The organism is Deltaproteobacteria bacterium (assembly GCA_019310525.1).
In the GTDB taxonomy this organism is placed as follows: Bacteria; Desulfobacterota; DSM-4660; order Desulfatiglandales; family HGW-15; genus JAFDEE01.
Map to the genome: position 1 here is coordinate 23,671 of JAFDEE010000039.1, position 15,449 is coordinate 39,119.

At 54.4% G+C, this 15,449-nt stretch carries 18 protein-coding genes and 1 tRNA gene; 8 read left to right on the forward strand and 11 right to left on the reverse strand.

Annotated elements, in window-relative coordinates:
* Positions 1 to 103 precede the first annotated feature (103 nt).
* The 8 genes from JRF57_09155 to JRF57_09190 all read left to right on the forward strand — a co-directional run bounded on the left by JRF57_09155 (position 104) and on the right by JRF57_09190 (position 6,096).
* Positions 104 to 1,216 (forward strand): aminopeptidase P family protein, encoded by a 1,113-nt coding sequence (locus JRF57_09155; protein ID MBW2303866.1) that lies wholly within the window; start codon positions 104 to 106, stop codon positions 1,214 to 1,216.
* 51 nt (positions 1,217 to 1,267) lie between these two features.
* A complete protein-coding gene (xerD, locus tag JRF57_09160) occupies positions 1,268 to 2,164 on the forward strand; it encodes a site-specific tyrosine recombinase XerD (protein ID MBW2303867.1) in 897 nt (298 codons plus the stop codon).
* 108 nt (positions 2,165 to 2,272) lie between these two features.
* Entirely contained in the window at positions 2,273 to 2,866 is a 594-nt protein-coding gene (locus JRF57_09165; GenBank protein MBW2303868.1) for a hypothetical protein, read from the forward strand.
* Positions 2,844 to 4,367, forward strand: coding sequence for a PAS domain S-box protein (locus JRF57_09170; protein ID MBW2303869.1), 1,524 nt, complete (start codon positions 2,844 to 2,846; stop codon positions 4,365 to 4,367). The genes JRF57_09165 and JRF57_09170 overlap by 23 nt, the downstream gene beginning before the upstream one ends.
* A gap of 150 nt (positions 4,368 to 4,517) precedes the next feature.
* A tRNA-Met gene (locus tag JRF57_09175) sits at positions 4,518 to 4,594 on the forward strand.
* 383 nt (positions 4,595 to 4,977) lie between these two features.
* The gene (locus JRF57_09180) at positions 4,978 to 5,250 is read left to right on the forward strand and encodes a hypothetical protein (GenBank protein ID MBW2303870.1); all 273 of its coding nucleotides are present in this window, start codon (positions 4,978 to 4,980) and stop codon (positions 5,248 to 5,250) included.
* A complete protein-coding gene (locus tag JRF57_09185) occupies positions 5,237 to 5,416 on the forward strand; it encodes a hypothetical protein (GenBank protein MBW2303871.1) in 180 nt (59 codons plus the stop codon). Before JRF57_09180 ends, JRF57_09185 begins: the two co-directional genes overlap by 14 nt.
* Before the next feature lie 149 nt (positions 5,417 to 5,565).
* Positions 5,566 to 6,096 carry an O-acetyl-ADP-ribose deacetylase gene (locus JRF57_09190; protein ID MBW2303872.1) on the forward strand — a complete coding sequence of 177 codons (531 nt, stop codon included), beginning with the start codon at positions 5,566 to 5,568 and terminating at the stop codon, positions 6,094 to 6,096.
* A gap of 9 nt (positions 6,097 to 6,105) precedes the next feature.
* Here the strand turns inward: JRF57_09190 and JRF57_09195 are convergent, their stop codons facing one another.
* From JRF57_09195 to JRF57_09245, 11 genes are all read right to left on the reverse strand, one after another.
* Positions 6,106 to 6,357: a cytoplasmic protein gene (locus JRF57_09195; GenBank protein MBW2303873.1), complete on the reverse strand. Its 252-nt coding sequence runs from the start codon at positions 6,355 to 6,357 to the stop codon at positions 6,106 to 6,108.
* A 24-nt stretch (positions 6,358 to 6,381) separates the two neighbouring features.
* Complete coding sequence (locus JRF57_09200) at positions 6,382 to 7,647, reverse strand: glycosyltransferase (protein MBW2303874.1); 1,266 nt, start codon at positions 7,645 to 7,647, stop codon at positions 6,382 to 6,384.
* A 219-nt stretch (positions 7,648 to 7,866) separates the two neighbouring features.
* Positions 7,867 to 8,364 carry a chemotaxis protein CheX gene (locus JRF57_09205; GenBank protein ID MBW2303875.1) on the reverse strand — a complete coding sequence of 166 codons (498 nt, stop codon included), beginning with the start codon at positions 8,362 to 8,364 and terminating at the stop codon, positions 7,867 to 7,869.
* The gene (locus JRF57_09210) at positions 8,361 to 8,792 is read right to left on the reverse strand and encodes a response regulator (GenBank protein MBW2303876.1); all 432 of its coding nucleotides are present in this window, start codon (positions 8,790 to 8,792) and stop codon (positions 8,361 to 8,363) included. Before JRF57_09210 ends, JRF57_09205 begins: the two co-directional genes overlap by 4 nt.
* The gene (locus JRF57_09215; GenBank protein MBW2303877.1) at positions 8,792 to 9,655 is read right to left on the reverse strand and encodes an HDOD domain-containing protein; all 864 of its coding nucleotides are present in this window, start codon (positions 9,653 to 9,655) and stop codon (positions 8,792 to 8,794) included. Before JRF57_09215 ends, JRF57_09210 begins: the two co-directional genes overlap by 1 nt.
* A 45-nt stretch (positions 9,656 to 9,700) precedes the next feature.
* Positions 9,701 to 10,189 carry a chemotaxis protein CheD gene (locus tag JRF57_09220; GenBank protein MBW2303878.1) on the reverse strand — a complete coding sequence of 163 codons (489 nt, stop codon included), beginning with the start codon at positions 10,187 to 10,189 and terminating at the stop codon, positions 9,701 to 9,703.
* A gap of 2 nt (positions 10,190 to 10,191) precedes the next feature.
* Complete coding sequence (locus tag JRF57_09225) at positions 10,192 to 11,244, reverse strand: chemotaxis response regulator protein-glutamate methylesterase (GenBank protein ID MBW2303879.1); 1,053 nt, start codon at positions 11,242 to 11,244, stop codon at positions 10,192 to 10,194.
* On the reverse strand, positions 11,223 to 12,164 hold the full coding sequence (locus JRF57_09230) for a protein-glutamate O-methyltransferase CheR (protein MBW2303880.1): 942 nt from the start codon (positions 12,162 to 12,164) through the stop codon (positions 11,223 to 11,225). The genes JRF57_09225 and JRF57_09230 overlap by 22 nt, the downstream gene beginning before the upstream one ends.
* Before the next feature lie 83 nt (positions 12,165 to 12,247).
* On the reverse strand, positions 12,248 to 14,092 hold the full coding sequence (locus tag JRF57_09235) for a methyl-accepting chemotaxis protein (protein MBW2303881.1): 1,845 nt from the start codon (positions 14,090 to 14,092) through the stop codon (positions 12,248 to 12,250).
* A gap of 348 nt (positions 14,093 to 14,440) precedes the next feature.
* Entirely contained in the window at positions 14,441 to 15,043 is a 603-nt protein-coding gene (locus JRF57_09240) for a chemotaxis protein CheR (protein MBW2303882.1), read from the reverse strand.
* Between the two features lie 24 nt (positions 15,044 to 15,067).
* Positions 15,068 to 15,449 (reverse strand): purine-binding chemotaxis protein CheW (locus JRF57_09245; GenBank protein ID MBW2303883.1); only part of this gene is annotated, 382 nt, incomplete at its 5' end.

Consider the following 15,449-nt stretch of genomic DNA (forward strand, 5'->3'; position numbering starts at 1 on the left):
GCCTTTTTTCCTCTGAAGCACTCCCGCCCCTTTTCTTCAAGGCGGGACTCTGCTACATTTTAAGAACACGATGTGCCCCCTGCCTTCACATGGAGAAGCAAATATGAAGAACACCGTCCATCTTAGGCGTATCGAGACGTTGAAAAAGAAACTCCATGACATGGCAGTGGACGGGGCCTGGATTATCCGGCCTGAAAACAGGCGCTATCTTTCCGGTTTCAAGGCGGAGGACTTTCAGCTCAATGAGTCCTCTGGTTCCCTCCTGATCAGCCGGAAGGCCTGTCTGCTGATCACCGATTCTCGTTACACGGCCGAGGCCGCAAAAGAAGCCCGGGATTTCGAGATTTACACCCTGAAAAAGGATCTTGCTGAAGAATTTCCATCCTTGGTTGACGGTTTGGGCATAAAGGTTCTGGGATTCGAAGAGGATTTTTTGGTTTGGGGTCTCCACCAAAAACTCAACAAAGGTTTGAAGAAACTCCCCGGCAAGGTCCGGCTCACTCCTCTGAAAGGATTGGTGGAGGGCATGAGGGAGGTCAAGGACCAATCCGAAATCAAGGCCCTGGCCGCCTCGGCCCGCCTGATGGACAGTATCCTGGCAAAGGTGATCGATGAACTCGAACCGGGACTTACTGAAAAACAGGTTGCATGGCGGATCGAGGAGCTTGCCCGAGAGGCCGGAGCGGATGGAATGGCCTTTCCGAGCATCGTTGCCTCTGGACCCAACAGCGCCCTTCCCCATGCAGTGCCCACGAAACGTAGACTCCGGAGAAAAGAACCTATAGTGTTCGATGTGGGGATCAATCTGAAAGGATACCGGAGCGACATGACCCGGACCGTGTTCCTGGATACCCCTGGACCCAGCTTTCGGAAAATTTATCGAACCGTGAGGGAGGCACAGCTTGCCGCGCTGGAGGTTATCAAGCCGGGGATTAATACCGCGGAGGTGGATGCGGCGGCCAGAAACCTGATACGGGAATCCGGATTCGGAGAATATTTCGGCCATGCTCTTGGACACGGAGTGGGCCTTGCCACCCACGAAGGTCCAAGACTCTCCCCCAGAAACCCCGTTGTACTGAAGGAGAACATGGTAGTCACCGTGGAGCCTGGAATCTATATTCCGGGCAAGGGGGGTGTGAGGCTGGAAGAAATGGTCGTCCTCCGAAAGAACGGGCCCCGTATCCTGACCGGGGATCCCCATTTTTATGATTTCTAAGGTCTTTCCTTTGTCACGGAAAATCGATTCATACGAGAGGATGGAGATCCCATGAAAAGATTCGAAAAGGATCTCCTGTTGGATAGTTTCATCAGCCACTTGAGGGTGGAACGGGGTCTGTCCGAAAACACCATTCGGGCTTACAGCGGGGACCTGGGGAGGCTCCTGAGCTTTCTGGAGAAAAAGCGTCTTTCACCCGCATCTGTAACCCGGGAAAATTTGGAGACTTATGTGGCAACCATTAAACGATCTCTTTCTCCCAGGAGCACCGCACGCAACCTCTCCGCCGTTCGGATGTTTTTCCGATTCCTGGTCACGGAAGGGATTATTGATCAAAGCCCTGCCAGGTTCCTGGATACACCGAAACTGCCCCGGCGGCTTCCGGACATCCTGAGTCCGAAGGAGGTGGACCTATTGCTCTCCCAACCGGACCCCAGGGACCCCCTCGGTTTACGGGACAAGGCCATGCTGGAGCTGCTCTATGCGACGGGCCTGCGGGTTTCGGAACTGGTCGGTCTCCAGGTGCATCAGGCCAACTTGGAAGCAGGTTACGTGCGCACCATGGGAAAAGGGTCCAAAGAGCGAATGGTTCCCATGGGAACCAAGGCTGCTGAGAGCCTCCGGGAATACCTCAAGGACGGACGGGGGAAACTCTTGAAAGGGAAAAGGTCCCGCAAACTTTTTCTTAACTCCCGAGGCAAACCCCTGTCGCGTCAAGGTCTCTGGAAAATCATCAAAAAGTACGGGCGAATGGCCGGCATCAGAAAGGAGATCCGTCCCCACCTGTTGAGGCATTCCTTTGCGAGTCATCTACTGGAAGGAGGAGCGGACCTGAGGGCCGTTCAACTTATGCTGGGGCATGCGGACATCACCACAACCCAGATCTACACCCATGTAACCCGAGAGCACCTGAGAAGAATTCATGAAAGGCATCATCCCAGACCGTGACGAAGTTTCGTGAAAGCATCACCGAAACGGGGGCTTCCCTCAGACAGCAAGGGAATGGATGGCAGGGTGTCGGCCCTGGGGAAAACCGGATAAGAAGGCGGGAACTCCATGGCCAAAGTCATTGAACTCAGAGTACGGGGAACGAATGCTCCCGGAAAACTCATAACCTCCAGGCCCTGGGAATTCAGATGCTCTCCCTGGATCTCGAAATATTTTCTTCAAGTGCCCAAGGGCCTTTATAAAGAAAAGGGACCGGCGGATTCCCCGGAGCCCACGCCCAGACACCTGGAAGTGAGGGGAAGCGCGGCTTACACCGTCCAGGCCGCTTTCGCCTATCGACACAACGAGGAAAAGATGCGGGAGGTCTATTATCTGGCCGGACTTGTGGACTGCATGATCAACCGGGTAAATCCATTGTTGAGAACGAAATTCATAGAGCACCTCTACGAGAAAATCCTGACCATGAAAGGACTCCTGAATGTCAACTGGTTCGGTACCATGGACCGGGTTCTCCTGCCCCTGGACGGCAGGCTCTTCAACGACCGGGAGTACAGGGAATCCCTTAGCCGGGCGGGTTCGATGCAAGCCCTGTACCGTGTCATCAGGGAAGGGACGGAAAGCATGTTCGATATTCTTTCACAGGAGTATGTTTTCTTTGTGCCCGACAGGGGGAACGGGAATGGAAAAACAATCAGTCGATGATCTCCGGAAAGAAGTAAAGCGATTGAAACAGCATCTGGAGGAAAAGACACGTGAAATCGAATCGCTGAAATGGTCACGCCTCTTTCTTGAATCGATCTTTGACGGTATCAGTGATGAGATCTTGATTTTGGATGATGACTATACCATCCTGAATGCCAACAAGACCTTCCTGGAGAACTACGGGCTGGAAAAAGACAGGGCCGTAGGGAAGAAATGTTATGAGATCAAGCAACATTCGGGAGGCCCATGTGCCTGGGAAAACACCACCTGTCCTCTGGACGAGGCCAGGAACACCGCCAAACGGGTGAAGATGACCCATGAACATACTCCTGACGGGGAGAATGCAAAGAAGTTCCTGATCGACATGTTTCCCATCGTCCTGGAGAACGGGCGCATTTCCTGCTTTGCAGAGATCGCCCGAGAGTTGACGGATTACAAGGCCTTGGCGAGGAGGCTCCAGGCCTCGGAAAAGCGTTTCCGGGCTATCCTGGACACAGCCACCAACGCCATCCTCAGTATCGACGAAAGCCATCGGATCATCCTTTTTAACAAGGCCGCACAAAGAATTTTCGGCTATTCTCCTCTGGAGATCCTTGGAAAGGACCTAGGCATCCTCATTCCTGAGCGTTACGGAGACCACCATGTCTTTGTGAAGCGATTCCTGGAGCGCAGGGAATCTGAGATCATGGGGAAAACTTTGTCTCTTGCCGCCCTTCATAAGGAAGGATGGGAATTCCCTGTCGAACTCAGTCTTTCCCATATAGAATTGGACGGAAGAACCACTTTCACCGCCATCATCAGGGACGTTTCGGAAAGACGGCATCTCGAGAAGAAACTCCTCCAATCCGAACGGTTGGCGGCCGTGGGACAGGCCGTGGCCCATGTGGCCCACGAAATCAAAAACCCCCTCATGATCATAGGTGGATTCACCAGCCAGTTGAAAAAGAGTCTGACCGGCGAAAAGGATCTTCACAAGCTGAACATGATCCTGGACGAGGTGGGCAGGCTGGAGAGGCTTGTGGCCGGGCTGGGCGATTTTACAAAAACCTATCGCCTTACAAAAAAAATGGCGAACGTAAACGATATCCTGCGAGACGTCATGAAGATCATGGCCGAGGTCTATCCTCCCAATCGTTACGGTTTCAGGGAGGAACTCTCTGACCAAATCCAGGAGATCCACTGCGATCCTGATAAGCTGAAACAGGTCTTTATTAACATTGTCTCGAACGGCTTCCAGGCCATGAACGAGGGTGGAAAGATCGCCGTTTCAACAGAGAGTATCCCGGAGGGAGTGGAGATCCGGATCAGCGACGAGGGGGTTGGAATCCCGGAAGAAGACCTCCATCACATCTTCGAGCCTTTTTACACCACACGGGAAAGAGGCTCAGGGCTGGGTCTCCCAATCTCATATAAAATCGTGGAAGCCCATGAAGGGGACATATCGGCCGTCAGTCGACCTGGAAAAGGAACCACCTTCATTATAAGACTGCCTGCCTGCTGATCCATCCCCCCATTAATCCCGCACAACCCTTCCATATTAAACGATAATTTGACTTAAAAATCAGAATGTTAGAGCGAAACAAAAGGGAAGCTTTTTTTCGACATTTTTATTTGACTTGTTCTGACAATATTGATAAAAATGATTTCTTATCGCGGGGTGGAGCAGTCAGGTAGCTCGTCGGGCTCATAACCCGAAGGTCGGTGGTTCGAATCCGCCCCCCGCTACCAGCAAAATCAAGGGTCGACCTTTTTGGTTGACCCTTTTTTCGTCTCTGGTTGCACAAGGTTAGGTTGCGGAGTGCCAATGTCGCCGTTTCCATCGGCTGATAACCCATGGCCGATGCCCAGATCCCATTCAGCTTTTGCAGCTGTGTTGCCCGGCTCGGTCGCCGGCCGCACAGGTTCAATTTAAACCCCCTATCGTTTTTAACCATTCGACACCCCTCCCTATCTGGTCAATAAAGATTCGTTGTTCGGTGTGTACACATTTTTTGGGAAAGACCACTCGCCCTTCTCACAAGGCCGGAACCTCCCTCCTTGACTGGGTCGCAAGAAGCTGATATTTATTATAATTGGTATGATAATGTTAATAGCACATTAAGGAGGAACTAATGCCTACAAAGACAGAACGGATTACCATTCTTGGAACGCCGGAGTTTAAGGCATTCTTGGTTACCCAGGCAAAAAAACAAGGAATCAGCCTTTCGGAGTTTGTGCGTCGGCGTTGCATGAGAGAATCAGAGGACGATGAGCAGGAGATTCTTTCCCAACTGCTCAAAGAGCTCAAGGCGGCCACGAAAAAGGCAAAAAGCTCACTGGAAAAAGGCATAGCGGATGCAAAGAAAATTCTTTCAGAAATGAGGGTGAAGCATGAGTGCGATTAAAGAGGCCATATCCGCGATGAGAGAGGTCCTGCTTCTGACGGGTAAGGTAGACCGGGTCGGGTCATTGCTCAGCCAGATATCCGATGAATTGCGGGACCACGATAGGAGGTTGGTTCGGCTGGAAACATTAGTGGAGGCTGCCCAAAAGCGGCAGTCGCATGATTGACGGGTGAGGCATTTTCCCAATAAAAAACCCATATTGGGTCAGTGGTAGTTTTACGCAGAGAGGTTCCGCCAATCATTTTCCGGATTTTTTAATGGCTATGGGCGGTGTTTTAGTAATCTTATATTGGTAGCTAACTGGAGGGACGCACCATGGACAAACGCATACAGATCGTCGAGGGAGACATCACCCGGCAGGAGGTGGACGCCATTGTTAACGCGGCGAACAATTCCCTGCTGGGCGGTGGCGGAGTCGATGGGGCCATTCATAGGGCGGCTGGGCCGGAACTCCTGGAGGAAACCCGCAAGATCGGTGGATGCCCGACCGGTGAGGCACGTGTCAGCAAGGGCTACCGGCTCCCTGCCAAGTGGGTCATTCATACCGTGGGTCCCGTCTGGACCGGGGGGCAAAGAAACGAAGAGGCCCTCCTGGCCGGTTGCTACCGCAGCAGTCTAAAGGCCGCCGTTGACCTGGGTGTGAAATCCATCGCTTTTCCGTCCATCAGTACGGGGGCCTACGGGTTCCCCCTGGAAAGGGCCACGGAAATCGCCCTTGAGGAGACCCGAAAATTCCTTCAAGAAGACCAAACCCTGGAAAAGGTGGTCTTCGTCTGCTTCGGAGAAAAGGTCTATCGGACTTACCGGGAGATCGCCTCCAGGATCTTCGGGGAACAGCCTGGATAAAACAGGGGCCTAGTCCTCATCCTTCAGGAAATAGCGGTGGTACTCCTTTTCGGTAAGATAGGTCTTGAGCAACCGTCCCAGGAGGTTGAAGAGGCCCTCCAAGTCCTCGTCGGACATCCGCCTTCGGATCAGGGACATGTGATCATCGTCTGAAAATTTCTGCAGGTAATAGGTCAGGGTGTACTCGTTCACCTCCCTGCTGAGGCCGAACCCGACAAGGCCATCGTATTTCTCGACGAAGCGGTGGTGGTGTTTGGGCATGGACTGGGCTCCTTTGCGTTCTGATCATTCCAGGAATTCCGTTGCCTTGGGAAATGGGGCCTGGAATGCAAGGGTTCGGTATAGAGAGGCGATATCCCCCAGGAGCCTTTCCCGGCCATAGGTATCCACGGCAAAACGGCGGGAGGATTCCAGGAGCCGCCCCTTTTCCGGATCTTTCAGGTTTAGGAGATATTTCAACCCTTCAGTCAGGCCCCGCGCATCGTTCTTGCGGCAAAGCACTCCCCGCTCGCCGATCAGAAAATTCCCTTTGAGGGGGGCACCCCTTTCCTTTCCAAGGAGCAGGTCCCTTACACCCCCCGCATCCGTCGCCGCGACCGGTACGGAGGCGGCCATGGCCTCGATAATGGAAACCGGCGTTCCTTCGTTATCGGAAGTGAGAACCAGAACGTCCAGGTCAGCGTAAACGGGGCCCAGATCCTTGATCCATCCGCAAAACCTCACATGCCCTTCCAGGCCCTTTTCCCTGCAATAGGCCTCCAGTTCTCTTCTCAGCTCACCGTCCCCCACCACCACGAACACGACAGAAAGGCCGGGATTCTGTTCTAGAAACAGCCCCGCGGCATCAATGAACATCCTGTGGTTTTTGATCGGGACCAAGCGGCCCACGATACCCACCAACAGGGGCTCTCCATCCAGCCCGAGGTCTTTCCTGAACCGCCCCTTCCACTTGGAGACTCCCAGGAACGGGCCGAGATCAAAACCCAGACCAATGGTCCGAACCTTCTCCGGGGGTGCGATTCGGTACTTCCTGCACAATTCCTGTTTTTGAGTCTCACTGATGGCGATGATGAAATCCGTTTTCCAGGCGAGAAACCGCTCAATCAGGATGAAAAGGGATGACATCAGTGGTCTGAAATAGCCTTCGAACACATTCCCATGGAATGTATGGACAATTCTGATCTTTCTTGAAAAGCGCAACAAACTGCAAAGAATCGCCGCTGCCCGGCCCAGAGTGCCTGCCTTGGCCGTGTGGGTGTGCACGATATCCGGCCGTTCCCGCCAAAGGATGCGGAGGAGTTTCCAAAAGGCCTTCAAATCCAGGAGCGGGCGGATTTCCCTTTGAAGTTCCGGGATGACGATAGGCTTTACCGATGCAGATTCGAACAGATATCCCATGTCTCCTTCATCGGGCGAAATGCGGCCCGTGACCAGCCTGGATCGGAATCCGTATTCATCCAGTCCCTCCGTCAACAAATGCACATGGATGGCCGGCCCGCCGATATTCAGCCGCGCGATCACCCGCATTATCTTTATCGGTCTCAGTCTCATCTCCGGATCTTCTATAGAGCGCTCTGAAAAGGCTCCAGTGCTTGATGACAGGCGGTCCCGGGGTCCCTGACCGGGCGACTCGGCACGGTAAAAGGGGAAAAACCGTCCCCACCCTTTGAAGACCGTCTCTTTTCACTCTTAGGGCGTCAAATATCGTAAGAAGTCATCATACGGGAAAGGGGCCACTGTTTCAATCCTTTCCCTTCCCGGGGCACAAAACTATCGTGATGGCATACCTTCCGGGTTCAAGCAGGAGAGAAAGACTTCACCACCGGCAGCCAGGGAGAAAATCGCGTCATCCACCTTGAAACGGCACTCCAGGATTTCGTCTTCCGTTCCGAGGAAGCCTTCTGTACGGGTTTCCGGCAATCCGAGCCTGAAGGAAGTCTCCGGAGGGATTACCCGGTTCATGACCCTGCCGGCGATGGTGTTCAAGAGTTCCGCCAGGAGATCGAGCAAGGTCTGCTCGGGGATCTCTTCCTCATCCGTATTGAAGAGCATCCTGGCCATGTCGGCTACCGACGACCTAGGGGCCTCGAGGCACATTTCCCCGGGAAAAGGATCGTTTATCAGCAGGCTGGTCTTCAAAACTTCCGGCTCCGGCCCTGGTGCCTCGGGGAACTCTACCTGGAGCACCTCCAGGAAAAACATTTCTTCGAATGTCTCCGCCACCGCCGAAGCCATGACCTCTCGCAATCTGTTCATACTGTCGATCATTCGGATCCCTCCCATACCTCTGGAGAAGCGGGTGTTCCTGCACCCCACTGCCCCATCCCCTCCACCAAGTCGCTGATCGACCGGCTCAGTTCCCCGGGGGATACCGGCTTCCCGATCACGGCCCGTGCCCCAAGGGCGAGGACTTCCTTTTCCTTGGCGGGATTTCCCGCACTTGAAACCATTATAACCGGAATATCATGGGTCTTAGGGCTCCCCTTTAACCACCGCAAGAAGGTCTCTCCGTCCATGACAGGCATGTTCAGATCCGTAACCACGAGGTCCACTGGTTCCTTCTTGAGAAGCGAGAGGGCCTCCCTCCCGTTCCCTGCTTCGAAAAAGGCCGCGTCCGGCAGACCGGCGATCTGGAGACATCGCTTGATCACCATCCTCGCGGTATTGGAGTCATCTACGATGAGGACCTTTTTCATCACTTAACCTCCCCGCTCCCAAAGATAGAAAACATTGTCTGCCTGAACTCCTCTTCCACGCGGAGCATGATTCTTTCGAGTCCATCGGGGGATATTCGAAAATGGTCGGAGAATCCCCCGTCCATGCGGTACTGGAGGTCGTCACACCCTGTTCCCGTACCCCCCAGCATGGCCATGATGTCCCCCAGGTGAACCGCGTACACCAGAGGCCGGATTGCCTCTGTCGCGCCGGAGGGACGATGGTGATGACGGATGATCTCGGGCAAGGGATAGGGCAGACCCCAGGACTTGGCGAGTCGGTAACCGGCCACGGAGTGATCCGATCCCAGCCTGTCTCTCTCCGCTGCCGGGTAGTCCCCCGTGTCCCCCGCATCAATCTCTTCGAGGATCCCAGGGCCCGAATCCTTTAGAAACCCGGAAACCACAGCTTTTCCGATATCGTGAAGGATCCCGCCCGTAAAAGCCAGGTCGGGGCTGATCTTCCCCCGGGCATCCCTTGAGACCAGCCTCGAGGCGATGGCCGCCCTCAGGCTGTGAGCCCAAAGCGCTCCCCTTTCACATTCATAGCCTTCCAGGGAACGGTTAAAAACATCCGTGGCGCACGACTCCAAAGCGATCCCCAGGACAATCTTGTCTCCCAGGAAGGAGACGGCGCGGGCGATGGAGAGAGCAGGATTTACCAGGGAGAACCTCGCGGAATTGACCACCCTGAGGACCCTAGCGGTGAGGGCCGGATCGCACTCTACGATTTTGGTGACCTGCATTACGTCATGATCCGGGTCCCCCATAAGATTGAGGAGCTGCGTGGCGCTTTGTGATAAGGGGGGTATCTCGTCGATTTTTTGAAGGATCTCCTCTTTCACGGCGATGTACCCCGTACGGGATGAAAATATTCGAACGTCCGTGGATCAGATATACCAATCATTTCGCCCCGTGGATGAAATGACAATGCTGCCGGTATTGACATCGACTGCTACGTTCCGGCTGATACTACCTCCCACGTCTTCGCCCACGGTGCCCATACCAAGGGACCAAAGGGCCTTTTTGATGGCAAGAACGTTTCGCTTGCCGATGTTGAAGGTGTTCCCCGGATCCATGATCTTTGCCCCACCCGCAAGTTTTACTATCATCCCCTTGCCGTTTCCCCTGTAACCCCTTTTTCTCATTTCATCCAGCAGGGCCGGGACCCCTGTGTCCGCAAAATACCCGGGCTTTTCCCTGGCCTTTTGGTCGTTCACTTCTGAGTGGGGGAGTGCGACGTGGACCATTCCAACGCTCCTCGTCACGGGATCCAACATCATTACGGCTACGCAGGAGCCTAGAGCCAGGGTCTTGATTACGTCACCGGGACTGTTCGTTGCCGCCAAGTCCCCCACCCCCAGCATGATGGTTTCCACCTCTAATGCTCCTGGACCAGGTTCAACACTTCCCTGGCCATATCCTTCAACGGAACAAGTCTTTCCGCACCACCCTGTTCGTAAGCAACCTTGGGCATACCGAAAACAACGGAGGAGGCCTCGTCCTGGGCCAGGGTCCTGGCTCCCGCCTCCCGCATGGCCGAAAGACCACCCGCCCCGTCGCCGCCCATGCCGGTGAGCACCACCCCCACCGCGTTCGCCCCCACGTTTTTTGCAACCGAGTGCATTAAAACGTCCACGGACGGCCTGTGGCCGTTCACCTTTTCCCCTTGCCGGCACTCCACGTGATAGTATCCGCCGGAGCGCAAAACCTTCATATGGTAATCTCCGGGTGCGATCAGCACCCTGCCCGGCATAACCCTGTCCCCGCTTTCCGCCTCCTTCACCTCCATGGCGCAAAGGGTATTGAGACGCTCGGCATACATTCTGGTAAACCCTGCGGGCATGTGCTGTACTATCACCACCCCCGGCGCGGCGGCCGGCAGAGGGACCACTACATCCTTGATAGCCTCGGTCCCCCCGGTTGACGCCCCGATGGCGATGACTTTATCGGTGGATTCGGCCAGGGCCCCTGCACTGGGAGAGAGCCTTGCTGGGGTTCCGTTCCTCTTGCTTTTCCAGGGGGAAACATTGGCCGTGGAGGCGATTTTGACCTTGGTGCGCAACTCCAGGAGCAAATCGTTCAACCCTCGTTCCACGTCAGTGCTGGGCTTGCTCACAAAATCCACCGCCCCCGCCTCCAAGGCGTCTATGGTGATCTGCTTCCCCCTCTGGGTAAGGGCGCTCACCATCACCACAGGGAGGGGGTATTGTGGCATGAGGCGCCGCAGGAACTCCACCCCGTCCATCCGAGGCATCTCTACGTCCAGGGTAAGGACATCCGGGCGGTGCTTGATGATTTCGTCCCTGGCGATGTAAGGATCACCGGCCGTAGCAACTACTTCGATAGCCGGATCCATTCCCAGTCCTTGGGCCAGAATGTTACGCACGAGGGCGGAATCATCCACGATGATTACCCGAATCGTCCGAGACATTCCATGACCTCCTCTCTATGTTCCTTTCTGCGGTAAATGGCCGGCCTCACGTAGTCGAACCCGAGTTGGTCCCTTCCCAGGGTCTCCGAATGTCCGATGAAGAGATATCCTCCGGGCACCATGCTCCTGTAAAAGCGCCTGACGAGGGCGTTACGAGTGGGTTGATCGAAGTAGATCATCACATTCCTGCAAAAAATCACATGGAAGGACTTCCTGAATGGGAACTTCTCATTCATCAGGTTGAAACGGCGGAAGGTGACTTCCTTCTTGATCTCCCCCTTTACTTTCTGTTCTCCTGACGCGGTCCTCTTGAAATACCGCGATCTCCATCCGGCTGGAAGGCGTTCCAGAGCCTCTTCCGGATAGATACCCGAGACAGCCTTTTGGAGTGCCCGTGCCGAGATGTCGGTGGCTAGAAGACCTGCCTCCCATTGCACATATTCCCAGCCGAAATATTCCATCATGATCATAGTCAAGGTGTAAGGTTCTTCCCCGGTGGAACACCCTGCGCACCAGACCCGCAAATCCTTCTTCTCTTCTTTCCGGATCCTTTCAGTCATCTCAGGGAGAACTTTGTCGCGGAAAAATTCGAAGTGGTCACTTTCCCGGTAGAAAAAAGTGTAATTGGTGGATATACGGTTGGCCAATTCATCCAGTTCCCGGCCTGAACCGTCCGCCTGGAGATGTTCAATGTAGGCCTCAAAGGAACCAAAACCTCTGGTGCGGATCAATTTCCCGAGCCGTCCGATCACCAGGGCCTTTTTTTCTTCCGTAAGGTTGATGCCGAACTTCTCATAGACCAAGTCTCGCAGCCGCCTGAATTCCTCCTCCGTTATACTTACACCGGAACCGTGCTTGCCCTCCTGGAGAGGCCCCAAACTCTGAACCGCACTCGCATCAAGATATTGCGTTCCTGCCATCGCCGCCATGCTTGTGAACGAACCTTGGATGAACCAGGGATCGAATCCCAGGAATCCGGATCCACAAAGTGGTCCCCATCTCTCTAGTATCTTCCGAATTCTTTGTCATCCAGTACGATGACGGGATCGGGTTGTACTTGTTCAATACTTTCTCCTGCCACCCCCGGAATCTTTGCCGGATCAACACCGCCCCAGTGGGTCTTGCCGTTTCCACCCTTTTCCTTCTCTTCGGTTTCGGCCGAAGCCCCATGTATTGACAAGCCCGAAGATTTCATTCCCTGTTGCTGCATTAACTTGTGGAGCATCTCGATCATCTCGGGGGTGATCTGATCCATGGCGGGCACGCCGCTCCTCGCTTTCCGATTCGCCAGCTTGAACCTGCCCACCATCTCCCGCAACTGTGCAGCCTGGCCAGAGAGTTCTTCCGACGCCGAGGCGCTTTCTTCGGCAGTGGCGGTATTCTGCTGGGTCACCTGGTCGATCTGTCCCAGGCCCTGATTGATCTGGGAGACTCCTTGGGCCTGTTCATTGGAAGCCGCAGCGATCTCCCCTACCAGATCCGTAACCTTTGTGACTCCAGTTACGATCTCATCCAGTGCTTCAGCCGTTTTTTGGGCCGCCTCCGTCCCCATTCCAACCTTTTGTACCGACCCTTCGATCAGCTCCGCCGTCTCTTTGGCAGCCTTGGCACTCCTGGCTGCCAGATTTCGGACCTCCTCTGCCACCACGGCGAAACCCTTTCCATGCTTACCGGCACGTGCCGCCTCCACGGCTGCATTCAAGGCCAGAAGGTTTGTCTGAAAAGCTATCTCATCGATCACCTTGATGATCTTGGAAATGTTCTGGCTCGAGTCATTGATCTCGTTCATGGCCTCGACCATCTCCTTCATCTGAGCGTTTCCCCTTTCGGCACCGTTTCGGGCCTCTGCGGCAAGTTTGTTCGCTTGAGATGCATTCTCCGCGTTCTGTTTGATCTGGGATGCAATCTGGCTCATGGAGCTGGTGATTTCCTCCAGGGAACTGGCCTGTTCGGTTGCGCCCTGTGAGAGAGCCTGGCTCGAATCGGAGACTTGCTGAGAACCCGCTGCGATCTGCTCAACGGCTATATTCACTTGTCCCAGAGAATCATTCAGATTGGCGACCATCTTTGCCAGGCTCTTCAACAGGAGATCCTGCTCAGAACGCGGCTTGATCTCCACTCTCAGATCCCCGTCAGCCATCTTTTCACCTATCTCGGCGATGAGGTTGAGGGAGTCGATCAAGCCATTGAGGTTGTTCTTTATCTCGTTGAAATCCCCCTTATACTCGTCCGTGATCTTCTCAGGGATGTCCCCCCTCGAGATCCTCTCCACATACTCCGCAGTGACATTCAAAGGCCCGATTACCGCCTCCAGCACATCGTTGAGACCTGTGACCATTCCTGCGATCTCCCCCTTGAAGCGGGAGGCATCCCCGCGTACGTCCAGCTCGCCCTTTACAAAGGCCGTCTTAACCTCCTCCAGCACTTCTTGGACGCCTTGGAGTTGATCGCCCAAACCGTTACAGGCCTTTTTAAGCACTTCATAATCTCCCTTGTAATCGTTGGTAACCCGGGCCTTCAGGTCGCCCGCGGCCATCCGGTCCAGAACATCTCCAATGTCCTTCATGGGAACCGCGATTCCTTCCGCCGTGTCGTTCAGACCCTGCACGATAGTTGCCCAGGCCCCATTATACTTAGATACATCAGCCCTGACATCCAACTCACCCCGGGCCGCCGCTTTCTCCATCCTCGCCGCCTCGTCGATAAGGCCCTGCAAGGCATCGATCAGGCCGTTGAGGTTGTTTCTGACCTCGTTGAAATCCCCCTTATACTGGTCCGTGATCTTCTCAGGGATGTCCCCCCTCGAGATCCTCTCCACATACTCCGCCGTCACGTTAAACGGCGCCATGAAGGCGTCGATCAAACGGTTGACTCCCTCTAAAACTGGCCGAAAGGCGGGATCCACCTTTTCTACGTCCGCTCTGGCATCAAGCCTTCCATCCACGATCGAGTCAACGAGGTGCTTCACGCCCTCAGCCAGCTCCGTCACATCGAGCCGGGCCGAACCGGCTCTCTTGTAAGTTGATGTTTGTTTTCCTGACATTTTAATTTCCTCCCTTATTTTAGATTCTTTTCCTGATCACCGGTTTTATGCACTCCCCCAAACACAGTTTCCCTGTGTCATGGGGTCCGCTGCCGACTGCTTCTTCCTGCGGCCCTTATCATCTCTATCCTGCATATTCCTTTCAGGCCGATCTCACCCGATTTTCCGGAAAACCCGGGCGTTCGGCACCACTTGCAGAAACAACCCGCCAGCCCCAGCGGGCATCTCCTGGGTCTGTTCGGTCACGAAAAAACCCTCCTTCCCCAGGGCCTCGTGAAACATCCGTATAACCGAAATCCGCTCTTCTTCCGAAAAATGAAGGAGAACATTTTTGCAAAGAATGAGGTCCAAATCCTCCCGGATCGGTTCAAGGCTCAGCAGGTCGTGTCTCCGATACCGGACTCGTTCTTTGATTTCTTCTGCTATTTCAAAGTGTCCCGGATTTCCATTCTCCCTGAAGTATCTTTCGAATACCTCCCGGGGGATCCGCTTGACCTGTTCCTGCGGGTAAACTCCACGACGGATAATCTCCCCAAAACGACCACTCTCGTCCACGTCTGTCGCGAATATCGTGACGTTCCTGAACGTCGCACCCATATTCTCTCTAAAGATGATGGCCAGGGAATAGGGTTCCGGGCCCATAGCGCAGCCCGCATCCCAAATCCGAATGTACCTCCTTGATCGGAGGAAAGGGAGCACATAATCCCGTATACACTCGAGAGTCTGGAGATCTCTGAAGAAATAGGTGAAAGCCATCGTCCTGTGCCCTCTCAAATCCTATTACGCAGCCATGGCAGACTCATGGATCAGCCTGTCGACATCGAGAAGAATTTTTACTTCCTCGCCTACTTTACCTAGGCCCTGGACCATCAAGTTCTTATTCTCTTCATTTATTTCAGGGGCCGGTTCGATCTGCTCCTGCGGAATATCAGCCACCTCGTTGACCGAATCCACTACCAGTCCTACCGCCCCCCCGCTCACATTCACAACCACGATGCAGGTTCGCTCATCGTACTCACGTTCTTCCAGGACAAAACGTTTTCTCATATCCAGGACAGGAATCACTTTTCCCCTGAGGTTGATCACTCCCTTTACGAACTCGGGCATGTCCGGGACTGCGGTGATCTTTTGGATGCCTATGATCTCAGTCACATGGCGGATC